The following is a 23,465-nucleotide window of genomic DNA, read 5'->3' on the forward strand; positions in this document are numbered from 1 at the left end:
AAGGGATTTCATGCGTAGAACATTGGTCATCCTGCTCGCGACGGTTGCACTGTTGTCGGGCTGTGTGTCACGGCAGGACAATGCGGGCGCCCAGCAGGCGCCGGCGACGGTGCCTCTGTCCGAATTGTCCGGTCTCACACTGCAAGTCGGCGATCAGAAGGGCGGAACGGAAGCGCTGCTGCGGGCCGCGGGCGCACTCGACAACCTGCCGTACCGAGTCGCGTTCTCGACATTCACCTCCGGCCCGCCGCAGGTGGAGGCCGCCACGGCAGGCAAGATCGACTTCGCGATCACCGGCAACTCGCCGCCGATCTTCGGCACGGCGTCGAATGCGAAGGTCAAGGTCGTCTCCGCATACGACGGCGGCGGAAACGGCGATCAGATTCTGGTGCATGCCGATTCGCCGATCCGGTCGATCAATGATCTGCGTGGCAAGAGCATCGTCGTCGGGAAGGGCAGCTCCGCACACGGCCACATCCTGGGTCAGCTGGAGAAGGCCGGGCTTTCGACATCCGACGTCAAGCTGGTGTTCCTGCAGCCCGCCGACGCGCTGTCGGCGTTCAGGCAGCACCAGGCCGACGCCTGGGCCATCTGGGATCCGTACACGGCGCAGGCCGCCGCGCAGCTGCCCGTGCGCAGCATCGGCCAGGCCAGAGACGTCACCAACGGGTATTGGTTCGGTATCGCGTCAGATGCGACGCTTGCCGACCCGAAGCGCAACACCGCGCTGGCCGACCTGCTGGTGCGCTACGAGAAGGCGGCGCGGTGGGCCAAGGACCACCCGCAACAGTGGGCGGACAGCTACGCCGCTGCGGTCGGGCTGGATCCCAAGGTCGCGGCGGTGGTGCAGGGTCGGAGCTTGCGATTGCCCACCGAGTTGGACGACGAGATCGTCGCATCCGAGCAAAAGCTGGCCGATCTCTTCGCCTCGTCGAACCAAATCGCTTCACCCGCACCGAAATTCGACAACTGGGTGGACCGCCGGTTCAACGACGTGTTGCGCCCCTTGTTCATCAGCACCAATTAGGAGCCCCGACGTGCCAGCCAAATTCTTCTGGTTCCTGCCCACCAACGGCGACAGCCGCTCGATCGTCGGCGCGTCGCACGCGTCGTCACACCACACGCTGCCTGCGAACTATCGCGCCCCCAGCCGACGGTATCTGGCCGAGGTGGCTCGGGCCGCCGACCGCCTCGGCTACGAGGGCGTGCTCACACCGACGGGAACATGGTGTGAGGATGCCTGGCTGACCGCGTCGGCGCTGCTGGCCGAGACCGAACGGCTGAAGTTTCTGGTCGCGTTCCGGCCAGGCTTGGTGCCGCCGACCCTGGCCGCGCAGCAGACGGCGACGTTGCAGCGGTTCTCGGAGGGGCGTGTGCTGCTCAACATCGTCAGCGGTGGCGACGATCTGGAGCAGCGCCGCTTCGGCGACTGGCTCAGTCACGACGAGCGCTACGCCCGCACGGGGGAGTTCCTGCACATCGTGAACTCCGTGTGGCGCCAGGACTCCGTCGACTTTGAAGGCAAGTACTATTCGGTTGCCGATGCGCGGGTGTCGGAGCCGCCGGATCCGTTGCCGCAGATCTACTTTGGTGGCTCCTCGCCTGCCGCGCTGCCAATCGCCGCGGAGTACGTTGACGTCTATCTGACATGGGGCGAGCCGCCGCAGGCGGCGGCGGCCAAGATCGCGGCGGTCCGCAAGCTGGCCGAAGAGCGGGGCCGCAGCGTCCGGTTCGGTATCCGCCTGCATACGATCAGCCGCGACACCTCCGCGGCGGCCTGGGCTGTCGCCGACGAATTGCTGGCCGAACTGACACCGGACCAAATCGCCAAAGCCACTGAGCTGCATGCCAAGTCGGAGTCCGAGGGGCAGCGGCGGATGACCGCACTGCACGGCGGCCGAGTGGACCAGTTGGAGATCTACCCGAACCTGTGGGCAGGCGTCGGCCTGGTCCGCGGCGGAGCGGGCACGGCGCTGGTAGGCAGTCACGAAGAGGTTGCGAACCTGATCTTCGAGTACCACTCGCTTGGCTTCGACGAGTTCATCCTGTCCGGCTATCCCCATCTGGAAGAGGCTTACTGGTTCGCCGAGGGTGTGCTGCCCCTGCTGAAGCAGAAGGGCGTCGCCTGACGCGCGCTATTATCTGCGTATGAATGCAGATAAGAAGGTCTGCGGCCGGCGGCTGGCCGACGAGCAAGCCGATCTGGTTGTCGAGGTGTTCCGCATGCTGTCGGACTCCACGCGCGTTCAGCTGCTCTGGGCGCTCGCCGACCGCGAGCTGTCCGTCAATGACCTGGCCGCACGTGTCGGCAAGCCGGGGCCCTCGGTGTCTCAGCACCTGGCCAAGCTGCGGATGGCGCGGCTGGTCCGAACCCGGCGCGAGGGCACCCAGGTGATCTACCGGCTGGAGAACGATCACGTCCGCCAACTCGTCACCGACGCCGTGTACAACGCAGAACACGCGGCGGGCGGCGTGCCCGCGCATCACCTGGACGACGGCGAGCTGCGGGTGCTGCACGAGGGAGCGGTCTGATGGGCCTCACTCACAGTCATGACCACACGAACAGCCTCGACGACGCCATGCGCGACAGCGCCGAGGGTATCCGCGCGGTGAAGATCAGCCTGGTGGTGCTCGGCCTCACGGCGGCGGCGCAGTGCGTCATCGTCGCGCTGTCGGGCTCGGTCGCGATGTTCGCCGACACTGTGCACAACTTCTCCGACGCGCTGACCGCGGTCCCACTGTGGGTCGCGTTCTCGATGAGCCGCCGGGCCGCCACCCGGCGTTACACGTACGGGTTTGGCCGAATCGAGGATCTGGCCGGGCTGTTCGTGGTCGCCGTGATCGCGATCTCGGCGGTGGTGGCCGCAGTCGAGGCCATCCGCCGGCTGATCGATCCCGCCCCGTTGGCGCATCTGGGCTGGGTCGCAGCCGCAGGCATCGTCGGATTCCTCGGCAACGAAGTGGTTGCCCTTTACCGGATTCGAGTGGGCAAGCGAATCGGGTCGGCGGCGCTGCGGGCCGACGGAATGCATGCGCGCACAGACGGTTTGACGTCGCTGGCGGTAGTCGCCGGTGCTATCGGCGCGGCACTGGGGTTTCCGGTGGCCGACCCGATCGTCGGGCTGGTCATCGCTGCTGTCATCGTCGTCGTATTGGTGTTCGCGGCGCGCGACGTTTTCGGCAGGCTGCTGGATCGCGTCGACCCTGATCTGGTCGAGAACGCCGTCACGGTGTTGGCCGCCCGGCCAGGAGTTCGCGCGGTGCGACGGGTCAGGATGCGCTGGGTTGGCCATCAGCTGGAAGCCGACGCCGAACTCGACGTCGATCCGGGACTGAGCCTGGCCGAAGCGCACGCTGTCGCGCACAGCGCCGAACATGAACTGGCCCACAGCATTCCGAAGCTCATATCGGTGATCGTGCACGCCTATCCGGCTCATGAGGCCGTGCTCAGCAGCTGAACATCTGGCCGATCTGCGGGGGAGCGGTTGCCGGTTGTAGACAGCCGAACACCTGCACGCCCGCGTCGCTGAACCTGGCCGCGGACTGGTGTGCATAGTTCACGCACACCAACCCGGCCTGGTCGCTGCGGCAGCGGTAGTCGCCGAACGCCAGCGACTGGCCGTACGGCAGTTCCGGTCCCGAGCCCGCGGTGAAGCGGCCGGGGTCGCCGTGCACCGAACCGATCTGCACGCTCATGCCGTCGTAGTCGACCCAGCCGCCCTTCCACTGTCCGTAGGCGTCGTCGGGCCTCGGCGGCGGATTCGTCAGATCCACCAGGCACGCCAATGCGCCCTGGCTGTACTTCGCGTCGGTCATGCAGTTGGTCTTGCCCGACGGCGTGACGAACGCGACGTCTTCGCCGAGATCGGTCGTCGCGCCGTCGCGGGTCGCGGAGTGAAACTGTGCCGCGTCGGCAGCCCCGCCCGCCTCAACCCACGCGATGACGTCGCGCATCGGTGCCCCAGCCCCCGGTGCCTTGGCAGTCGTGGTCGAGGTGGGCGAAGTCGTTGAAGGTGCGGCGTGCGTTGTGCTCGGCGGGACCGTCAACGAGGGCGTCGACTGTTCCCCGGCCACGGTGTGTGAACACCCCGCCACCAGCACAGACGCCGCGATCAGGGCAGCAATCCGCATAACGGCCAAGGCTAGCGGCCCGACACGCAATCGCTGGCCAGGCGCGGCGGCGAGGCTCTTTCGATACCGTCGAAGTCATGCACGAGCATGTTGTCCGCGCAACCATCGAGTCGGGCACGGTCGAGGGCTTCACCCGCGACGGCGTGAATCGGTGGCGGTCCATACCGTATGCGCGCCCGCCGGTGGGGCCGCTGCGTCTGCGTGCGCCCCAGCCCGTGGAGCCGTGGCGCGGCGTGCGGTACTGCCACGGATTCGGCTACTGCTCGCCGCAGCAACGCATGTACACGATGGTCGCTCCCGGCAAATACCAGCCGATGGGTGAGGACTGTTTGACGCTCAACGTCGTCACGCCCAAGCGTCCTTCGGATCAGCCGTTACCGGTCATGGTGTTCATACACGGCGGCGGCTACTTCATGGGCAGTTCGGCGACACCGGTCTACGACGGCGCAGCGCTGGCGCGCAAGGGTTGTGTGTATGTCTCGGTGAACTACCGCCTCAACGCGCTGGGCTGTCTGGACTTGTCGTCGCTGTCCGACCAGAACATCACCATCGACGACAACCTGTTCTTGCGTGACCTGGTGATGGCGCTGCGCTGGGTGCACGACAACATCGCGGTGTTCGGCGGCGACCCCGGCAACGTGACGATCTTCGGCGAGAGCGCAGGCGCACACGCCGTCGCCACGCTGCTGGCTGTGCCCGCCGCCAAAGGCCTTTTCGCCCAGGCGATTTCGGAGAGCCCGGCCGCGGGTATGGTGCGTTCCCCAGAGATCGCAGCGGAATACGCAACGAAGTTCGCTTCGCTGCTGGGCGCGGGGAGGGAGGACGGCGCCAGCGCGGTGATGGCGGCGCGACCGGCGGACCTGGTCAACGCGTTCGAGCAGCTGGTGCGGCAGGGGCAGCGCGAGATGCTCGGCGCGTTTGCCGCCGGGCCCACTCGCGGGACCGAATACTTGCCGCTGGATCCGGTCGAGGCGATGAGGGCGGGCACCGCGCATCGCGTGCCGCTCATCGTCGGCACCAATGCCGAGGAGGCCAGGTTGTTCGGCCGTTTCCTGAACCTTCTGCCGATGACCGAGCCGACGATCGAGCGCCTGTTGGCGGCGGTGGAACCCGGTGAGCGCGAACGCATTACCGCCGCATACCCGGGCTACCCGAATCCTGCGGCATGCATTCAGTTCGGCAGCGACTTCGCATTCGGCTCGGCGGCGTGGCAGATCGCCGAGGCGCACAGCTGCCACGCGCCGACCTACCTCTACCGCTACGACTACGCGCCGCGCACGCTGCGCTGGTCGGGGTTCGGCGCGACGCACGCCACCGAGTTGTTGGCGGTGTTCGACGTCTACCGCACGACATTCGGCAGGCTGCTGACGGCGGCGGCCGACCGGCGGACGACGTTGCGGGTCAGCGACGACGTGCAGACCCGCTGGCGTGCCTTCGCCCGTACCGGAGTCCCGGGCCAGGACTGGCCGGCATACAACAGCGAGGACCGGGCGGTGATGGTGCTGGATCGGCGGCCCCACGTCGAATACGACCCACACGCCGACCGCAGGCAGGCATGGGAAGGCTTCTCGCTGGCAACGGGCTGAGGCCGTCACCGAATTGGCTGCGCGGCGTGACGCCGGTGTGATTGCGTAATCCCGTGGCTCATCCACTGGATCCGCTCACTGGCGAAGAGTTTCTGGCGGTCGCGTCGATCCTGCAGCGCGAACACGGCGTCGGTGACGGCTGGCGGTACGCGTCGATCGAGTTGGCCGAACCGAGCAAGACCGAACTGACGTCGTTCGACGACGGGGGGCCGCCTCCGGCGCGACGGGCCGAGGTGATCTGTCTGCAGCGGTCGGTCAACGCCACGTACAAGAGCCTCGTGTCGTTGACCGACAACCGCGTCGAATCGTTCGAACACATTCCCGGTGTGCAGGCCAACTTCACCGTCGATGAGTTCGTGGAGTGCGACCAGTTGCTGCGTAGCCATCCTGACCTGATTGCTGCGCTGGCCAAACGCGGTATCACCGAGATGGACCTCGTGTTCTTCGACACGTGGACGTTCGGCGACGCCGTGGCCCCGCCGCAGTGGCGCGACCGGCGGCTCGGCTGGTCGGACACCTGGCTCAAGGCGGTGCCCGGCGCCAACCCGTACGCGAACCTGATCAGCGGGCTGCACTGCGTGATCGATCTCAATTCGATGGAGCTGCTGCGGGTCGAGGACTCCGGTCCTTTCTCTCAGACCGGCGTCGAGAGACCCCGCGTGATGGGCGAATACGTGCCGAGCCACATACCGGACCACATTCGGTCGGCATCGCGCCGCGATCCACTCAAACCGTTGCACATCGCCCAGCCAGACGGGCCGTCGTTCACCTTGGACGGCCACGAACTGCAATGGCAGAACTGGTCGCTGCGCATCGGCTTCAACCACCGCGAGGGGATGACGCTGCACACCGTTCGCTACCGCGACGGCGACCGGAATCGCTCAGTGGCACATCGTTTGTCGTTCGCGGAGATGATCGTCCCCTACCGCGATCCGTCGGTCGATCATTACCGGCGCACCGCCTTCGACATCGGCGAGTGGGGCCTTGGCTTCATGACCACCTCGTTGGAGCTCGGCTGCGACTGTCTTGGCGAGATCCGTTACCTGGACGCGGTTTTGCACAACAGCAAGGGCGAGCCCTACACGATCGCCAATGCGATCTGCATCCACGAGGAAGACGCCGCGGTGCTGTGGAAGCACGTCGACCACGACATCGGCGCCGAGGTGCGCCGGATGCGTCGGCTGACGATCTCGTTTCACGTCACCGTCGCCAACTACGAATACCTGGTGTACTGGCGGCTACACCAGGACGGCAACATCGAATGCGAGGTGCGGGCCACCGGCATCATGGTGACCACGCCGCTGGCACCCGGGCAGGCGCATCCGAACGGCACCCTGGTGGACGAGCGCACGTATGCGCCGTTCCACCAACACTTTTTAGTCGCACGCCTCGACATGGACATCGATGGCTGCGACAACACCGTCTACATGACCGAGTCGCACGCGGAAGCGGTCGGTCCCGATAACCCGCACGGACTTTCGCTCGTCGTGCGCAATGTGCCGCTGCGCACCGAGAGCCAGGCGAAGCAGGACGTGAACTTCGCGACACAACGCTGCTGGAAGGTGGTCAACACCAACGTGGTCAACGGTCTGGGCACCCACCCGTCGTACAAATTGGTCCCCAGCGGAGCGATTCCGCCGATGTTCGATCCCGAATCACCGCTTCTGGAACGTGCGAGCGTGATCGGCCACACGCTGTGGGTGACGCCGAACTGCCCCGACGAGCGCTGGCCTGCAGGCGAATTCGTGAACCAGTCCAAGAAAGACAACGGGCTGGGCCGGTGGACGCTGGCAAACCGGTCGATCGAGAACACCGATGTGGTGATGTGGTACGTGTTCGGCATCCATCACATCACCCGGCCAGAGGACTGGCCGGTGATGCCGGTCGACGTGGTGTCGTTCTGGCTCAAGCCATTCGGGTTCTTCGACCGCAACCCGGCACTGGACGTGGCGGGATCTCACACATCGGCGACCAGTGCACACCACTGACGTGGTGGAGCGGCCCGCCGATCTGACGGCCGAATGGCTGACCACCGCACTCGGGGTGCCGGTGAGCGATTTCGCGTTCGAGCGCATCGGTACGGGCCAGATGAGCGAGTGCTACCGCGTAGCACTGTCCTACGCCGATGGCGCCGACGGCCCAAAGTCAGTGGTGCTCAAGGTCGCCGCCACCGACGCGGTGAGCAGGCAGACGGGCCTCGCTCTTGGTCTGTACGAACGAGAGGTGCGGTTCTACACCGATATCGCACCGGCCATCGACGGGCCGATCGCGCCATGCCATCACGCGGCCTTCAACACCGCCACCGGCGCGTTTCACCTGCTGTTGGGCGATGCAGGCCCGGCCGTCGTCGGCGACGAAATCCGCGGAGCGACAGTCGAACAGGCCAAGCTGGCGTTGTCGGAATTGGGCCGGGTGCATGCGCCGCTGCTCGGCGATGCGGCAATGGCCAACGCAGACTGGCTCAATCGCGAGTCCCCGATGAACCAGGCGCTGATCGCCCAATTGTATGCGGGATTCGTCGACCGATATCGTGACCGTATCGCTCCAGCGCATCGCGACGTGTGTGAGCGGCTGGTCGCAAGCTTCGACGCATACGTCGCAAGCGAATCCGCTCCCGAGCGGCCGCACGGACTGGTGCACGGCGACTATCGGGTGGACAACATGTTGTTCGGTGAGCAGGGCGCGGACCGTCCGCTGACTGTGGTGGACTGGCAGACGGTGGCATGGGGCCCGGCCATGACCGATGTGGCTTACTTCCTCGGATGTGCGCTGCCCGACGAGCCGCGCCGCGATCACTATGACGCGCTGTTGCGCGCCTACCACTACAGGCTCGGCGGGTTGATCAGCCTCGACGACGTGCGCGAAGGGGTTCGGCGGCAGAGCTTCTTCGGCGTCATGATGGCGATCGTCTCGTCCATGCTGGTTGCACGAACCGAGCGCGGCGACGACATGTTCATGGTCATGCTGGAGCGTCACTGCCAGCATGTGCTCGACTGTGATGCGCTGGCGACCCTTCCCGAACCTGTTGTGGTGCAACCACTTACACCCGAGCCGGCCGACGAGGGCCCGCACGAGGGCACCGACGAACCGTTCTGGAACGAGAGCTGGTACTTCGACTTTGCCGACGCGGATCAGGGTGTCGGCGGCTGGATCAGGCTGGGGCTGTATCCCAACCAGCAGACGGCGTGGGTCAACGCGCTGCTGTGCGGTCCTGACATGGCGACCGTGGCAATCAACGATTTCGAGGCGGCGCTGCCTGAGGATCCCGCGGCGGTACGAGGCGACGGCTATGAGTTGACGCTCGTCGCGGTGGACCCCCTGCGTACCTACCAGGTGCAGGTGCGGGGACAGGGGCAGGCATACGACGATCCGGCGGCGCTACTGCGAGGTGAGGCAGGCCGACCCGTCGAGGTTGCGATCGATCTGGGCTGGACGACAGCGGGCACGCCGTACCTGTACCGGATCACGCCGCGGTATGAGATCCCCTGCACGGTTTCCGGGACGTTCACCGTCGGCGGCAGCGAGGTGTCCGTACGCGCGGTTCCCGCCCAGCGCGACCACTCGTGGGGCGTCCGCGATTGGTGGGCAATGGACTGGGTGTGGAGCGCACTGCATCTCGACGACGGCACGCACCTGCACGGCGTGGACATTCGCATTCCCGGCGCGCCGCCGTTCGGCATCGGCTACGTACAACAGCCCGGCCGGCCGCTTGCCGAACTACAGAGTGTCACAGCGCGGGAGACGTTCGGCGACAACGACTTACCGACCGCGACCACGATCGCCTATGGCGACTTGACCGCTACGGTCGATATTCGCGGGCACGCCCCCGTGCTGCTCACCGCCCCCGACGGGCGGATCAGCCACTTCCCGCGGGCCTGGGCGACGGTCACCACTGACGACGGCCGCAGCGGCGTCGGCTGGGTGGAATGGAACCGCAACCAGCACTAGCGTTCCGCGGCAATCAGCTCGGCCAGTCGCAACCGGTCAGGTCGGCCGACAGCTCCCACAGCCGGCGGGCTGCTACCGGATCGCGGGCCTTCTTGCGCAAGTGCGTGACGCGCGGCTTACCCCACTGGTTGAACCTCGGCGCCAGATACGTCCCGCTTGGCAGATCGGTCGTCACCGCCTGAAGGCTTGCCCGCGCGCCCTGCTCGGCAGTGTGCAAGAAACGCCACACCGTAACCGGTTCGGCGACCGGCATAGCGGCCGCGATGCCTCGGGTGATGCCGGTGTCGGTCATACCCGGATCCGTCGCGTATGCGCGTACGCCGCGGGCCACGAGTCCGCGCACGAACAGCAGGTTGGCCAACTTCGACTCCGAGTACGCCGCCGTCCGCGAGTACTTCCGGCTGTGCCAATTCAAGTCGTCGAAATGAATACGCGCGAAGTGGTACATCGCGCTCGCCACCGAGACGACACGGCCGGTGATCTTGTCGCCGAGCAGACATGTCAACGCGAAATGACCCAAATGGTTGGTGCCCATGTGCGCCTCGAAGCCGTCAGTGGTGCGCGTCAGCGGCAGATTCATCACACCGGCGTTGTTCACAAGCACATCAACGGATTCCACCGAGTCGGCGAACGACCGGACACTCGAAAGATCGGCTAGGTCAAGTTCAGCCACTTCGACGTCGCCCGACATTTCGGCGGCCGCCCGCTCGCCCTTTTCCAGGTTTCGACAGGCGATCACCACGCTGTGGCCGTCCTTGGCCAACGACGCGGCGGTTGCTTTCCCGACTCCGCTGTTGGCGCCGGTGACGATGATCCGCATCAGCGGGGAGCGTACATCAGCAGGCCAACGCCGATCAGGCTTACAACGGCTCCCGCGATGTCCCATCGATCCGGCCGGAATCCGTCGGCGACCATCCCCCAGATCAGCGAGCCTGCGATGAACACCCCGCCATACGCTGCCAGCACTCGTCCGAAGTTGGCATCAGGCTGGAACGCCGCGACAAACCCGTAGGCGCCCAGCGCGATAACGCCCGCACCGGCCCACAACCATCCGCGATGTTCGCGCACACCTTGCCAGACCAGCCAGGCGCCGCCGATCTCGAGCAGCGCGGCGAGAACGAACAAGGCGATGGATTTCAGCACGATCACGTCTCTCAATGTGCCGCGAGCGTGCGCAACATGTACGCAAAATGCGGCGTGTCAGTGTTCAGACACGCACGCTCGGCGAAAAGGGGCGTCGCGCTAGGGGAGGTGGGCGCTGTTGTCGTCAAGATCGTCACGGCCGAGTCCCATGGGCGTCGCGGCGGGAACGTCGCCGGCCGCCACCACCTTCCGAGTGATCGGCGTGAGCGCCTGGAACAGCCGTTCGACCTCGTCGTCGTCAAGCGCCTCGAGCGCCGAAAGCGCCAGCTGATCCGTGTTGTCCTCGATGCGCTGCTTGAGTTCTCGGCCAGCGTCGGTGAGCGCGCCGTCGCCGTCGAGTAGCCCGCGGCCGGCCAGCAGCCCGCGGTAGTGCGCCCACTGCTGCTCGTCGTAGTCGCGGCCGCGCATGATCATCTCCGTGGGCACCCGGCCCGCAGCGGCGTGCAGCACGTTGCACTCCCGCCCTGACACTCCAAGTGCCACAAGCACCGCGATGTGCCCGTCGCCGCGGTGTTCGCGCAGGTGCGTGACCGCATGCCACAGCCTGGCAACGGGGTCGGCCGGCCACTCCAGCGCCGCATTCGCCGCGAACAACGGCCGCCCGTCGAGCGGCGCACCGCGGGCGGCCTTCTCTGCCAGTTCGGCTGCGGCCGCGGCCTCGTCATCGGTAACGCCGTAGCGGCGCAACGCCTCTACCGCGGACTCCTCGCGGACGCGCAGTGCGTCGGCCGGCGACGAGACCTCCCATGCGGAGAGCAACGACTTCGCGACGCGCTCGGGAGTGAAGTTGTAGAACGCGGCGGTGACAACCTGTGGTGACACCACCCCGAACGGCGCGGACCGAGCGGCGAAGTAACCCATCCAGAAACCGCGAAATCCCAGCCCGTCTAGGGCCGTTCGCGCTTCCGGCGAGAAATACGTGACTGCATGTACCGGTTCGAAACGATCAAAGAAGCGGCGTGCGAGCGAAGGTTGTCTGGCCACTTCTGCAGTTAACCATCACACCGCCAGCCAGCTTGCTATGGTCCCTGCAAGCGCCCAGTGGGCGCACACCAGCAACGGTCCAGGAGGCGGCCATTGCATACGGTGATTCCAGCCCTTGGCGCCTTGGCAACCGTGTGGGCGCTGGTCTCGGGCTGCGACGCGAACGCCGGGCTGGGCGGCAAGCCTGCGGTCGGCAAAGACGCCCTGCAAGCCGACGTCGCCAGTCGGCTGGAGAAGGCCGGTCAACGACCACAGTCGGTGACGTGTAAGGACGACCTGATCGGCGAGGTCGGCAAGACGGCCCGCTGCGAGGTGGTGATGAGCCCGACGAACAGCTTCGAACCGGTCGTCACGGTCATCAGCATCGACGGGGACACGATCAACTACGAGATGAGCCCGGCGCTTTCCAAAGAGCAACTCGAAAAGGCGGTCTCACGCCTCGTCGCAGACGCGTCACACGCTCCGGTCGCCTCGGTGTCATGTGAATCGGGCCTGCAGGGCAAGGTCGGCTCGACCGCACATTGCGACGTGGACTCGGGCGGACTCAAACTGCGGCGCACCGTCGAAGTGAGCAGCGTCGAGGGTTTGATGATGAACTTCGACGTGGTGCCGGTGCTGACCAAAGAGGAGGTCGCGAGTTCACTGCTCGACGAATTCGAGCAGCAATCAGGACGCAGGCCCGATCGAGTCGAGTGCACCGGAAACCTCGAGGGCAAGCCGGGCAACACCGTCGAATGTACGGTTGTCACCGGCTCAGAAAGTACCCAGTTCACCTTGACGGTCACGACGGTCAGCGGCGGCAGCATCAAGTACAGCTACGCGCCGCGCCCCTAGGGCTGTTCCGAAAACTCTTCGGCTACAGCCGATACCGCTTCGTCGATGATCGCCCGCATGGCGCGTTCGGCGCCGTCCTCGTCTCGGAGGCGGACCGCGCGAGCCACCTGGTCGTGCAGCTCGATGGCAGCGGGATTCGGTTGGTCGGGCATCATTCCGTGGTGGGTGCGCCCTGCCAACACCTCGGCTACGACCCCGTTGAGCGCCCGAAACATCTCGTTGCCACTGGCTTCCAGCAGGGTCTGGTGAAAGATCTTGTCCGCCAACAGATATGACTCGAGGTCACCCGAGCGGCCGTGCACGACCATGTCCGAAACCGCGGCCGCCATGATCCGACACTGATGCGGGTCGGCGCGCCGGGCGGCAAGCGCGGCGGCTGCCGGCTCGAAACCGCGCCGCAACTCCGAAAGCGAAACGAGCTGGGCGGCGCGATCACCCGCCTCGAGCCGCCATCGGATCAGGCGGGGGTCGAAGACGTTCCACTTGTGAGCCGGCTGAATCGTGATGCCTACCCGGCGGCGCGACTCGACCATGCCCATGGACTCCAGCACGCGGATCGCCTCACGGGCGACGCTTCGCGACACGCCGTGCCGCGCGCTGACGCCGTCGAGCGTGAGCACCTGGCCGGGTGGGCAGTCGCCCGAAACGATCGCCGTGCCCAGCGCGGTCAGCAAGTTGCCGTGCAGAGCGCCGACGTTTGCTTCGCTGGTCACGCATACATCTTGTCATAGGTTTGCTGACGTTATTAAAACCATATGATTGCGCTACACAGTTGCAATCGTATGATCATTGAGGCATCCTGTGTGACGGCAAGCACAACTGGGTAGGTGGAGGGGATGGCGTCACCAATCGTCGTCATGGGCGTTTCTGGCTCAGGTAAGTCGACCGTCGGAGCGGCGTTGGCGCAGCGCCTGCGGGTGCCGTTCGCGGACGCCGATGACTTTCATCCGCCTGCGAACATCGCCAAGATGACGGCCGGTGAACCGCTCGACGACGACGATCGCTATCCGTGGCTCGAGGCGATCGGGCAGTGGCTCGCCGAGCATTGCTCCGACGGCGGGGTGATGAGTTGCTCGGCGCTGAAGCGCAAATACCGTGATCAGTTGCGCCGCCATTGCACCGACGTCGAATTCCTGCATCTGGCCGGAACGCCCGAGGTCATCGGCAAGCGGCAGGCCAGCCGTCCCGGACACTTCATGCCGGCCTCTCTGCTGGCATCGCAATTTTCCACACTCGAACCACTCGAGGCCGACGAACGCGGCATCGCCATCGATGTCGACCAGAACATCGATTCCATCGTCGACAACTACGTCGCGTTATCCGCCACGCGCACAACCGAACAGGAGAACCGATGACCCCCGCACTCACCGTCCTGGCGGCCGACACCAAGCTGCCAGAACCCGTCGCCTCGGGCTGGCAGCTGATCCTCGCGGCGCTGGCCGGCATTGCGCTGATCGTCGTGCTGATCACGATCGCCAAACTGCATCCCTTCCTCGCATTGATTTTCGGCGCCATCACCGTCGGCATCGTCGCGGGCGAGAACGTCGGAGATGTGCTCGACTCTTTCGGCGACGGGTTCGGTACCACGGCGGCGGGAGTGGGCATCCTGATCGCACTTGGCGCGATGTTCGCCAAGCTGCTCGCTGATTCCGGCGGAGCCGACGAGATAGTCGACAGCATCGTGGGGCACGCTTCGCCGCGCGCGCTGCCATGGGCAATGGCCTTGGTGGGGGCCATCATTGGTTTGCCGATGTTCTTCGAGATCGGCCTGGTGCTGCTGATGCCGGTCATCTATTTGGTCGCAAAGCGTTCGCAGCTCTCCCTCATTACCGTCGGAATCCCCGCGCTGGCAGGGCTTTCCGCGATGCACGGGCTGGTGCCGCCGCACCCAGGACCGCTGACCGCGATCGACCTGCTGAAGGCCGATTTGGGCGTCACGCTGGCGCTGGGTGTGCTCGTTGCAATCCCGACGGTCATCGTGGCGGGCCCGTTGTTCGGCAGGCTGGCGGGGCGCTGGGTGGTCATCGACGTACCTGATCGGTTCGAGGCCGATGATTTCGCCAGCAACGGCGGTGGCTCAGTGGTTACCGCTGCCGACGTCGCAGAGGGGGAGGGCGCGACGACCCAAACCACGACCCGCGTTGCGCGCCAACGGCCCAGCTTCGGCATCACTATGTTTTCGGTTCTTCTGCCGGTCGGCTTGATGATGGGAAAGGCGTTGGTCGACATCTTCATCGACGACAAAGGCAATCTGCTGCGCCAGACGTTCGACATTCTGGGCCGTCCGCTCGTGGCGTTGTTGATCGCGGTTGTGGTTGGCATCTTCACGCTGGGCCGCGGGGCCGCGATGACGCGCGATCAGATCGTCAAATGCCTTGAGACGTCGCTGCCTCCGGTCGCGGGCATCATCCTGATCGTCGCCGCCGGCGGCGGATTCAAGCAGGTCCTGGTGGACACCGGTATCGGCACCATGCTCGCGGACTGGGCAAAGGGCACCGGGGTCTCGGCGATTCTCCTCGCCTGGGTGCTGGCCGTATTGATCCGGCTCGCAACAGGTTCCGCGACAGTCGCGACCATCACGGCGTCGTCGCTGATGCTGGGCCTGGTGGAAGGCATGAGCACCGGCCAGGTGTCATTGGTCGTGCTCGCGGTCGGCGCCGGCTCGCTGTTCTTCTCCCACGTCAACGACGCCGGGTTCTGGCTCGTGAAGGAGTTCTTCGGAATGAGCGTGGGTCAGACCATCAAATCCTGGTCGATCATGGAAACCGTGCTGTCGGTCACGGGCCTGGTGCTGGTGCTGGTTCTCGGCATCTTCATATGACGCGCTAGCGCGGGCGTCTGCTCACGAGACAAGCTAGCCTTTGACGACCTGGGTGCCGCCCGCGAGTTCGTCGTGCTTGCCCTGTTTGGTCGGGCTGCTGTTGGTGGTCAGAACTATCACGACGATAGCGACGAACAGCAGGAAGCCGCCGATGATCGGAATGATCGGCAACAGCGTCCAGACGTTGCGAACCGCCGACTGTTGAAAGTCTGGTTTCGGTGACCCGCCTGGGCCGTGGACGCGCAGGCCAAGCAGTTTCTTGCCGAGCGTCCAACCCTGGGTGGCCTCGAACACCAAGAAGTAGAGGAACATCAGCAGGCCGGAGAACAGGCCGGTGACCCAATAGCTCGAAAGTGAGCCTGCGGCGAGGGCAAACAAGACAGCGACGATGTTGACGACGATGCCGTCGACCACCCGTGCACCAACCCGCACAACGACGCCGCCGGGCTCCTGCCCGCCTGGCGGTGGATAGCTCCCGAGTTCGCCGTACTCACCACTTGTCATGCGGCAAATGTACCGCTCGAACGCGCGGTCGCCGGCGATTCGACGCGGCCCGATCTCAACAGCCGCGCAACGACATTGGGGTCAGGTCCAGCGACGTCGTTGCTGCTTGACCTGAGTGCGCGCGGTGTCGGCGAAGTCGCCGGCGCGATCGCGGGCCACCTCAGCGATTTCGGGCGCACGCTCACGCGCAATGTCCGCCCACTCGGCACCCCGTTCGCGGGCCGCCTCGGCCAACACGGGTGCGCGCTCGCGCGCGATTTCCGCCAACTCTGCGCCGCGCTCGCGGGCCGCCTCGGCCAACACGGGTGCGCGCTCCCGGGCGACCTCGGCCCATTCCGCCCCGCGTTCGCGGGCGACGTGTGCCAGTTCGCGGCCACGCTCGGCGCCAACCGCCAAACCGTGGCCCACCTTTTCCGCGAGCGCGCTGTCCGCCAACGCACCACCCGTCGCTGCGCCGACGGGAAGGGCGGCGCCGACGGCCTCGGACACCTTGCGCGCGGCGCGGCGACCGCGCCAACCGAGCGACGGTTTGCCCTCGGTGTCGACGGCGGCGATGATCAACCCGCCGATCAAGCTGACGTCGGTGAAGAACGCGCGACGTTCGTCGGCCTTGCGATGCGGATCGGCCTCACCCCAGAACGTATGCGCGCCAAGGCTTCCCGGTATCACCGTGAAAGCCAGCGCGGCAGACGCCAGACGCGGCAGCTTGCCACTGGCAAGCAGCAGCCCGCCGCCGATCTGCACCGCGGCGTTGACGCGGGCGACCGTCTCAGCGTTGGACGGAATATTGGTACCGACAGGATCCGGCAGCTTGCTCAGACCTTCGAGGGTGGGACGGGCCGCGTCGGCCGCTGGTTTAGGGCTGCGGAGCGCATCGACGCCGCGGCTGATGAAGACCGCTGACAACATCGGGCGCGCAATTCGTCGAATCAACATGAGCGCTGTGTTCCCCCGGCCCCCATGACGCAAACGTCAGTAGCGGTTGTCGTCGTCCCGCCGTCCGATCAGTGGCATCGCGTACCAGAACGCCGCCACGGCCAGCAGTGTCACACCACCCGCGATCCACGCCTCCGTCGCGCCCAGCACGGCGTCGAAAATGACGACAGCCACCCCGCCGAGCGCCACTCCCAGGAGCAGCAGTCCGGCCATTGCGTAGGTGTGTGCGGCGGACACCAACGTTTTCAGGCGATGACGGCGAAACAGCAGCCGATGCATGCTGGCCGGTGCCACCAGCAACACGGTGGCACCGACCGAGCAGCCGAATGTCACGAGGAAGACCGTGCGCATCACGCCGTCGAGCTGGCTGAACCGCTGCTGGAAGGGCAGCGTCAGCAGGAACCCGGTGAGCAATTGGACCCCGGTCTGGGCCACCCGCAACTCCTGAAGCAGGCTCGACCAATTGCGGTCCAGCCGTTGTGCTTCCGTCTCATCTCGATCCCGATCCCATTTCTGGGCTTCGGGATGCTCGATGTCCTCCACATCGCAAGTTTGACATCAAACGGCGTAGCGCAGCAGCGAGTTCTGCCAGCCTGTGGTCGGTCATCGTCAACGACATCACGTCACTGCCCAACTCATCGGGGTAGCTTCGCAGGCGTGGCACTCGTTGCGGGCGTCGACTCGTCCACCCAGTCCTGCAAGGTGATCGTCTGTGACGCCGATACCGGGGAGGTCGTGCGATCGGCGTCCTCACCTCACCCGGACGGCACCGAGATCGACCCCCGGCTGTGGTGGTCCGCATTGGAAGCGAGTATCGGTGCAGCCGGCGGCCTCGACGACGTGGCGGCGGTGTCGGTCGGCGCGCAACAGCACGGCATGGTGTGCCTCGACGACACAGGCGAGGTCGTGCGAGACGCGTTGCTGTGGAACGACACTCGATCCAGCGACGCGGCAGCCGACCTCGTCGACGAACTCGGTGGCCCGGGCGAATGGGCCAAGCGGATCGGCGTCGTGCCGGTCGCGGCCATCACGGCGACGAAACTGCGCTGGCTCTCCGACCACGAGCCTGCGCACGCAGATGCGACCGCGGCTGTCTGCCTGCCGCACGACTGGCTGACCTGGCGGCTGAGCGGGTCCACGGACATCGCCACGCTGCGCACCGATCGCAGCGACGCCAGCGGCACGGGCTACTTCTCGTCGGAGACCGACAGCTATCAGCCCGATCTGCTCGAGTTGGCGATGCGGGGGCGACGGCCCGCGCTGCCCGCGGTGCTGGGTCCCCGGGACGTCGCCGGACAGACGTCGACGGGCGCGGTGCTCGGCGCCGGAGCGGGCGACAACGCCGCGGCTGCGCTGGGCCTCGGTGCCGGCACAGGGGATTGCATCGTCTCGCTCGGCACTTCCGGAGTGGTCAGCGCGGTGGGCGAGGCTGCACCCCATGACCGGGACGGCATCGTCGCCGGCTTTGCCGACGCGACTGGACGGCAGCTGCCGCTGGTGTGCACCCTCAACGGCGCGCCCGTGCTGGCTGCAGTCACCACGATGCTCGGCGTCGACTTCGACGAGCTGGACCGGCTGGCCTTGTCGGCGCCGGTCGGTGCAGAGGGCCTCACCTTGGTGCCGTATCTGGAGGGCGAACGCTCGCCGAACCTCCCCGGCGCATCGGGCGCGCTGCACGGCATGACGACTCGTAACCTGGTGCCTGCCAACATTGCTCGGGCAGCCGTCGAGGGTTTACTCGCGTCTATGGCCTACTGCATCGACAAGATCGCGGCGCATGGTGTCGATGTGCAGCGCATCCTGCTGATCGGCGGGGGAGCGCGTTCTGAGGCGGTGCGGCGCATTGCACCGGCGATTCTGGGGGCGCCGGTGCATGTGCCGACGCCCGCGGAGTACGTCGCGCTCGGCGCGGCCAGGCAGGCCGCGTGGACGCTGTCGCAGCAGGCTTCGCCGCCCGCGTGGTCGGTCGGCGTGACCGCGTCCTACACCGCGGACCCGGCGCCGCAGGTGCTCGAGCAGTACCGCGCGGCCCAGCCGCTGACGCTGGGACAGTGACGTTCGGCTGGCCTTTCACTTCGGACACAGGGGTCCCACTCTGTGATCAGGATGACGATGGCTATCTGCGCAGGCAGAGGCGGTGTTTGGCGGCGCTGTGATCCAGATCATTGCCTAAGGCAACGATCGTCGGGAACGCTACCGCGATGCGCGACTTGGATTTCTCTTACGACCTCACGCTGGATGAGGCCCGACGGCGCGCCGCCGTACTCGAGGCCATTGGGGACGACTGGGACCCGATCGCAGTGCTCGCAGAGGAAGAGAAGGCGTACGACATGCTGTACTCCGGCCTCGACGAAGACCAGCAGCGCATCTACGACGAACTGGTCAGCGCAGGTGTGCTGCCCGATCGGGCGGTGGATCGTGTTGCCGATTGACCCGACCGCCGACAGTTCGCGACGGGCGTGGCTTCCTTGTCCCGGCTGCGACCACGCGGCCGGTTGTGGTGACTGCGGTAGCGACCGCAATTGCGCAACGCATTGGCAGTACCTGCTGAGCAATGAGGGCACACTTGTCCATCTGCAGTGCCCCGACTGTGGTCATCTCTGGTCGGTCGATACCCGCAGTCGCTTCGACGCGGCCTGACCCCGTCTCCGCCCGGCCTGTATATGGTGGGCGGTCATGAGCGATCCGCGGTCGGCCGCGCCGACCCGGCGGCGATCGCAAGTCTCGTGGGCGCTGTGGGACTTCGGCGCGACGGGCGTGAATGCCATCGTGGTGACATTCGTGTTCTCGGTCTACCTGACCAGCAGTGTCGGTCATGACCTGCCGGGCGAGACGAGTCCCGCCAGTTGGCTGGGGCGGACGTTGGCTCTCGCGGGTCTGGTCGTCGCCGTGTTGGCCCCGGTGACCGGTGTCTGGGTTGACGCCCCTTGGCGACGCAAGCGTGTGCTCGCGCTGTTGACGGGCGCGGTTGTGTTGATGACGGCGTCGATGAGCCTGATCCGCGACGACTACCGTTACTTGTTGCCCGGCCTGGCGCTGCTGGCTTGCACCGCGGCGTGCAACGACTTGGCGACCGTGCCGTACAACGCGATGCTGCGACAAGTGTCGACGGCTGACAGCCCTGGGCGGATCTCTGGATTCGGTTTGGCCATGGGCTTTTTGGGCAGTGTCGTCCTCCTGGTGATCGTCTATTTCGGCTTCATCTCCGGTGACGGCGACACCCACGGTCTGCTGGGCTTGCCTGGTGACGACGGACAGAATGTGCGCGCAGCGGTGTTGTTGGCGGCCGTGTGGTTTGCCGTGTTCGCATTCCCGGTGTTCATCGTCGTGCCCGCGCCCGAACCCGGTGAGCCCAAGGACCGCGTGGGCTTCCTCGGTGCATATCGCGCGCTGTGGTCCGAGATCGCCGGCGAATGGCGACGCGACCGCAACGTCGTTTACTACCTGCTCGCCAGCGCGGTGTTCCGCGACGGGCTGACGGGGGTGGCGACGTTCGGTGCGGTGCTGGGGGTGAAGGTCTACGGCATCTCTGCGGCGAATGTGCTGTTGTTCGGTATCGGCGCCAGCATCATTGCGGCTGTCGGTGCGGTGTTCGGTGGTCTGCTCGACGACAGGCTCGGTTCCAAGCTGGTGATTGTCGGTTCGTTGATCGCGATGATCACCGTTGCGCTCACATTGCTGGCGTTGTCTGGCGCGGCGGCGTTCTGGGTGTGCGGCCTGCTGCTGTGCCTGTTCATCGGCCCGGTGCAGGCCTCGGCGCGCACGCTGATGCTACGGATGACCGCCGACGGCAAAGAGGGCGTGGCGTTCGGTTTGTTCACCACCACCGGTCGCGCCGTGTCTTTTCTTGCCCCATGGTTGTTTTCGACCTTCATCGATGTATTCGACAGCGACCGCGCCGGCATGGGCGGGTTGTGTGTGGTGTTGGCGGCCGGACTTGTCGGCATGCTCGCAGTGCGGACGCCGGGCCGGTCGATGGCGGCGGCCGCAAGCTGAGAAATCGGTTGCGTCATCGCTGCCGATGTTGACAACATGATCACGAGCGGGTACTCGCTCAGCCCAAGCATTTGAGGTCGGACAAGTGCGGAGGTAACTGAAATTCGCTATCGCAAAGGCGATTCCATCATCGCCCGACGACAGATCGAAGGCATGAACGTCCCCGAAGTGCCAGCTGGCACCGTCGGAACCGTGGAAGCTACCACGGTGCTGGGCAAACCGAAGACAGTTTTCTTCGCTCTCGCCACGGGTTGGGGAGAGAAGCGTTTCACCGTGAACGTCCGCCGCGGCGACGTCGAGCGCGTAGTCCAGCGGAAAGAGGTATCGACCTCCTAGCCGCTCACGCGGGTAGCCGGTCGGCGGCCGGCCGTCGCAACGCGCTAGCAGCGACGAGCAGGATGGTGAGAACCTCGGCGACCACACTGATCATCGCGTAGGGGGCTGGCTGCCAACCTGTTTCGGTGAAGCCGAAGAGGCCAGCGGTTCGTGACAGCGCGAACGCAACCAGCGAACCTGCCGCACCGATGGCCGCGGCCAACCGCAGCCATGCCGGTCCGCCGACAAGAATCAATACGGCTAGCGCGCAGAAGGCACTGCCCTGCAGCAGAAATGCCGGGCCGACCGTCGGGATGCCGCGGTAGCCGTCGACATAGAGATATGCGTGCACGACGCCGCTGGCCGCTAGCGACGCGCTCAGTGCAATTCTGGTGGCCAGGTCGGTGACGGTCATGTGAGCTTCTCATCCTTCAGGGCGAGGGCCTGCTGGCCCTTGGTGTAACTCACCTCGCGGATGCCAAGGGCATCGTGCAGTTTTCCTGCAGGCAGCGTCATCGGTTTAGGCGCGGGGCCCTGGCCCGGCGCGGGCAGCGGATATGCCGTTGTGGTCGCACTGTAAAAGGTGACATTGCCCTCCGTTTTGGAAAACAGTTGGTGCACATGGCCATTGAGGCAGGTGACCGAGGAGAAGCGCTTGAGGTAGCTCAGCGCTTGTGCCGCATCGTCGGTGCCCCACCCCCAGTCGGGATACATGGCGAACAGTGGGATGTGGCTGAACACCACGATCGGGGTGTCGTTGGACAGCCCGGCCACATCCTTCTCGATGAACTCGAGTTGATCGGCGCCCAGATGCCCGAGCTTCTTCAAATTGAGTGTGTTCACGAGGCCGATGAGGTGCACGCCGGCGATGTCGAAGCTGTACCAGCCGTCGCCTCGAGTGCCCGCGCCGAACACCTGGCGATACTTCTGTCCCGCATCATCTGTCGAGTCGTGCTCGCCGGGGACGGTGAAGACGTGTGGGGTGTTCAGATCGGTCAGCATCTGCTTGACCTGATCGAATTGCGCCGGCGTCGCCAGGTGGGTCAGGTCGCCGGTGTGGATGACGAAATCCGGTGTGAAGCCGAGGCCGTTGATCTGGCCGATGGCTTGGTTGAAGGTGTCGGCGACGTTCGGATTCGCGGGACCGTTGAATCCGATGTGGCTGTCACTGATTTGGGCGAATCGCAGGGCGGGCTTGGCAGTCTGTGCGGCGTCCGCGGATCCGGCGATGTGTGAGATCACTTCGCCGCCGGCGACCGTCAGAACCACTGCGGCGCCGAACCATGCGCTGTGTCTGATGAGCTGACGTCTGGTCATGCCGGTGGGATCGTGTTCGGTGCTCATTTGGTCACCACCACAGTGCCGGTCATGAACGGATGGATCGAGCAGATGTAGTCATAAGAGCCTGGCGTGGTGAAGGTGAAGCTGTAGGTGGCGTGGGTGTCCATTCCTGGCGAGTGAAACGAGCCGTCCTTGGCTGCCACGGTGTGAGGCTCCTCGTCTTGGTTCGTCCAGGTCACGGTCGTGCCGACCGGCACTGTCAGCGTTGCGGGATTGAACTTGAAGTCGCTGATGTTCACCGCTGTTCCGCCCTGGGGCGCTGGGCTCGCAGGGGCGGTCGCCGACGGCGCGGGTGGTGGTGTCTGCATGCCGGGCATGCCGGGCGTCATGCCGGACATGCCTGGTGTCATGCCCGACTGAAATGTGACTGGCGCCGGGCTTGGCGTGGCGTCGGACGCATGGCCGGCGCAGGACGTGATCAGCAGGATGCTCGCAGCGGCGAGCCGGAGTATGACCTTCACGTTCTAGAGATAGGTGCACGGGTTACACGTCGTCTTGACTGCCGCAGCTCGACGCAGGGCGCGATGTTGCAACACTTTGGCGTTGCCGACGCTGACTCCCATTTGACTGGCGGCGTCCTTGATCGAACGGCCCTGCAAGAACCTGAGTTCCAAGATCAGCCGGTAGTTCGCGGGGAGTGCCTGGAGCAACAGATGGGCTCGTTCGAAAGCAGTATCGATGCTCTGTTCGCCCACGTCGGGCTGGTCGGCCAAGTCATCGAGCGACGTGGTTGCGCGCCGCGTCGTGTCGCGCCAATACGCGGCCAGAACCGTGCGTGTCGTGGCGCGCAGGTAACCGCGAACCTCTGTGATCCTCGCGGTCACCCGCAGCGGTTTGAGCACTCGCAGAAACACCTCGGCGGTCAGGTCCTCGGCGTCGGGTTGATTGCCGACATAGGTAAACAACATCCGATACACCCACGCGGC

At 65.7% G+C, this 23,465-nt stretch carries 25 protein-coding genes; 13 read left to right on the plus strand and 12 right to left on the minus strand.

All coding sequences use genetic code 11. From position 1 onward, the window contains the following. Window positions 1–10 precede the first annotated feature (10 nt). The 4 genes from J3E61_RS29980 to J3E61_RS29995 are packed head-to-tail and all read left to right on the plus strand — an operon-like array spanning window position 11 to window position 3,458. On the plus strand, window positions 11–1,027 hold the full coding sequence (locus J3E61_RS29980) for an ABC transporter substrate-binding protein (protein WP_210086338.1): 1,017 nt from the start codon (window positions 11–13) through the stop codon (window positions 1,025–1,027). A 10-nt stretch (window positions 1,028–1,037) separates the two neighbouring features. Next, window positions 1,038–2,129, plus strand: coding sequence for an LLM class flavin-dependent oxidoreductase (locus J3E61_RS29985; protein WP_210086339.1), 1,092 nt, complete (start codon window positions 1,038–1,040; stop codon window positions 2,127–2,129). Window positions 2,130–2,148: 19 nt separating this feature from the next. Next, window positions 2,149–2,532, plus strand: coding sequence for a metalloregulator ArsR/SmtB family transcription factor (locus tag J3E61_RS29990; protein ID WP_192722953.1), 384 nt, complete (start codon window positions 2,149–2,151; stop codon window positions 2,530–2,532). Next, the gene (locus J3E61_RS29995; RefSeq protein WP_210086340.1) at window positions 2,532–3,458 is read left to right on the plus strand and encodes a cation transporter; all 927 of its coding nucleotides are present in this window, start codon (window positions 2,532–2,534) and stop codon (window positions 3,456–3,458) included. Before J3E61_RS29990 ends, J3E61_RS29995 begins: the two co-directional genes overlap by 1 nt. Here J3E61_RS29995 and J3E61_RS30000 read toward each other — a convergent pair. After that, a complete protein-coding gene (locus tag J3E61_RS30000) occupies window positions 3,448–4,131 on the minus strand; it encodes a hypothetical protein (protein WP_210086341.1) in 684 nt (227 codons plus the stop codon). The genes J3E61_RS29995 and J3E61_RS30000 overlap by 11 nt on opposite strands. Before the next feature lie 77 nt (window positions 4,132–4,208). On the opposite strand from J3E61_RS30000, the gene J3E61_RS30005 reads away from it, so the two are divergent. From J3E61_RS30005 to J3E61_RS30015, 3 genes are read left to right on the plus strand one after another with little or no spacing between them, the layout of a single operon-like run. Continuing rightward, complete coding sequence (locus tag J3E61_RS30005) at window positions 4,209–5,717, plus strand: carboxylesterase/lipase family protein (RefSeq protein ID WP_210086342.1); 1,509 nt, start codon at window positions 4,209–4,211, stop codon at window positions 5,715–5,717. A 53-nt stretch (window positions 5,718–5,770) separates the two neighbouring features. Continuing rightward, window positions 5,771–7,705, plus strand: coding sequence for a primary-amine oxidase (locus J3E61_RS30010; protein ID WP_210086343.1), 1,935 nt, complete (start codon window positions 5,771–5,773; stop codon window positions 7,703–7,705). After that, on the plus strand, window positions 7,692–9,665 hold the full coding sequence (locus J3E61_RS30015; RefSeq protein ID WP_210086344.1) for a phosphotransferase: 1,974 nt from the start codon (window positions 7,692–7,694) through the stop codon (window positions 9,663–9,665). Before J3E61_RS30010 ends, J3E61_RS30015 begins: the two co-directional genes overlap by 14 nt. A 13-nt stretch (window positions 9,666–9,678) precedes the next feature. Here J3E61_RS30015 and J3E61_RS30020 read toward each other — a convergent pair whose 3' ends face one another. The 3 genes from J3E61_RS30020 to J3E61_RS30030 all read right to left on the minus strand — a co-directional run bounded on the left by J3E61_RS30020 (window position 9,679) and on the right by J3E61_RS30030 (window position 11,792). Continuing rightward, window positions 9,679–10,485: an SDR family NAD(P)-dependent oxidoreductase gene (locus J3E61_RS30020; RefSeq protein WP_192722947.1), complete on the minus strand. Its 807-nt coding sequence runs from the start codon at window positions 10,483–10,485 to the stop codon at window positions 9,679–9,681. Further along, a complete protein-coding gene (locus J3E61_RS30025; protein ID WP_210086755.1) occupies window positions 10,485–10,811 on the minus strand; it encodes a YnfA family protein in 327 nt (108 codons plus the stop codon). The genes J3E61_RS30020 and J3E61_RS30025 overlap by 1 nt, the downstream gene beginning before the upstream one ends. Before the next feature lie 96 nt (window positions 10,812–10,907). After that, complete coding sequence (locus tag J3E61_RS30030) at window positions 10,908–11,792, minus strand: hypothetical protein (RefSeq protein WP_210086345.1); 885 nt, start codon at window positions 11,790–11,792, stop codon at window positions 10,908–10,910. A gap of 93 nt (window positions 11,793–11,885) precedes the next feature. Between J3E61_RS30030 and J3E61_RS30035 the strand changes: the two genes are divergently transcribed. Next, window positions 11,886–12,626, plus strand: a complete 741-nt coding sequence (locus J3E61_RS30035; protein ID WP_192722945.1) for a DUF4333 domain-containing protein — start codon at window positions 11,886–11,888, stop codon at window positions 12,624–12,626. On the opposite strand, the gene J3E61_RS30040 is transcribed toward J3E61_RS30035, so the two are convergent. Next, window positions 12,623–13,339 (minus strand): FCD domain-containing protein, encoded by a 717-nt coding sequence (locus J3E61_RS30040; protein ID WP_192722944.1) that lies wholly within the window; start codon window positions 13,337–13,339, stop codon window positions 12,623–12,625. The genes J3E61_RS30035 and J3E61_RS30040 overlap by 4 nt on opposite strands. Window positions 13,340–13,462: 123 nt before the next feature. Here J3E61_RS30040 and J3E61_RS30045 point away from each other — a divergent pair, with 123 nt between their 5' ends. Both J3E61_RS30045 and J3E61_RS30050 read left to right on the plus strand, forming a co-directional pair. Next, window positions 13,463–13,981 (plus strand): gluconokinase, encoded by a 519-nt coding sequence (locus J3E61_RS30045; protein ID WP_210086346.1) that lies wholly within the window; start codon window positions 13,463–13,465, stop codon window positions 13,979–13,981. Continuing rightward, the gene (locus J3E61_RS30050; RefSeq protein WP_210086347.1) at window positions 13,978–15,447 is read left to right on the plus strand and encodes a gluconate transporter; all 1,470 of its coding nucleotides are present in this window, start codon (window positions 13,978–13,980) and stop codon (window positions 15,445–15,447) included. Before J3E61_RS30045 ends, J3E61_RS30050 begins: the two co-directional genes overlap by 4 nt. A 33-nt stretch (window positions 15,448–15,480) precedes the next feature. Here J3E61_RS30050 and J3E61_RS30055 read toward each other — a convergent pair whose 3' ends face one another. The 3 genes from J3E61_RS30055 to J3E61_RS30065 all read right to left on the minus strand — a co-directional run bounded on the left by J3E61_RS30055 (window position 15,481) and on the right by J3E61_RS30065 (window position 17,430). Next, window positions 15,481–15,951, minus strand: a complete 471-nt coding sequence (locus J3E61_RS30055) for an RDD family protein (RefSeq protein ID WP_210086348.1) — start codon at window positions 15,949–15,951, stop codon at window positions 15,481–15,483. 81 nt (window positions 15,952–16,032) lie between these two features. Continuing rightward, entirely contained in the window at window positions 16,033–16,887 is an 855-nt protein-coding gene (locus tag J3E61_RS30060; protein WP_210086349.1) for a DoxX family membrane protein, read from the minus strand. 36 nt (window positions 16,888–16,923) lie between these two features. After that, window positions 16,924–17,430, minus strand: a complete 507-nt coding sequence (locus tag J3E61_RS30065; protein WP_192722939.1) for a sodium:proton antiporter — start codon at window positions 17,428–17,430, stop codon at window positions 16,924–16,926. 114 nt (window positions 17,431–17,544) lie between these two features. On the opposite strand from J3E61_RS30065, the gene xylB reads away from it, so the two are divergent. The 3 genes from xylB to J3E61_RS30080 all read left to right on the plus strand — a co-directional run bounded on the left by xylB (window position 17,545) and on the right by J3E61_RS30080 (window position 20,883). Beyond that, window positions 17,545–18,942, plus strand: coding sequence for a xylulokinase (gene xylB, locus J3E61_RS30070; protein ID WP_210086350.1), 1,398 nt, complete (start codon window positions 17,545–17,547; stop codon window positions 18,940–18,942). A 146-nt stretch (window positions 18,943–19,088) separates the two neighbouring features. Next, window positions 19,089–19,319 (plus strand): hypothetical protein, encoded by a 231-nt coding sequence (locus J3E61_RS30075; protein ID WP_192722937.1) that lies wholly within the window; start codon window positions 19,089–19,091, stop codon window positions 19,317–19,319. A 244-nt stretch (window positions 19,320–19,563) separates the two neighbouring features. After that, window positions 19,564–20,883, plus strand: coding sequence for an MFS transporter (locus J3E61_RS30080; protein ID WP_210086351.1), 1,320 nt, complete (start codon window positions 19,564–19,566; stop codon window positions 20,881–20,883). Between the two features lie 340 nt (window positions 20,884–21,223). Here the strand turns inward: J3E61_RS30080 and J3E61_RS30085 are convergent, their stop codons facing one another. Genes J3E61_RS30085 through J3E61_RS30100 form a run of 4 tightly spaced genes read right to left on the minus strand, consistent with a single transcriptional unit; the run spans window position 21,224 to window position 23,447 of the window. Next, the gene (locus J3E61_RS30085; protein ID WP_210086352.1) at window positions 21,224–21,613 is read right to left on the minus strand and encodes a hypothetical protein; all 390 of its coding nucleotides are present in this window, start codon (window positions 21,611–21,613) and stop codon (window positions 21,224–21,226) included. Further along, entirely contained in the window at window positions 21,610–22,542 is a 933-nt protein-coding gene (locus J3E61_RS30090; protein WP_192722934.1) for a metallophosphoesterase, read from the minus strand. Before J3E61_RS30090 ends, J3E61_RS30085 begins: the two co-directional genes overlap by 4 nt. After that, window positions 22,539–23,000: a cupredoxin family copper-binding protein gene (locus J3E61_RS30095; RefSeq protein ID WP_210086353.1), complete on the minus strand. Its 462-nt coding sequence runs from the start codon at window positions 22,998–23,000 to the stop codon at window positions 22,539–22,541. The genes J3E61_RS30090 and J3E61_RS30095 overlap by 4 nt, the downstream gene beginning before the upstream one ends. Window positions 23,001–23,003: 3 nt before the next feature. Beyond that, window positions 23,004–23,447 carry a sigma-70 family RNA polymerase sigma factor gene (locus tag J3E61_RS30100; RefSeq protein WP_210086354.1) on the minus strand — a complete coding sequence of 148 codons (444 nt, stop codon included), beginning with the start codon at window positions 23,445–23,447 and terminating at the stop codon, window positions 23,004–23,006. Window positions 23,448–23,465 lie beyond the last annotated feature (18 nt).

It is taken from the genome of Mycobacterium sp. OAE908, assembly GCF_017872775.1.
Lineage (GTDB): Bacteria > Actinomycetota > Actinomycetes > Mycobacteriales > Mycobacteriaceae > Mycobacterium.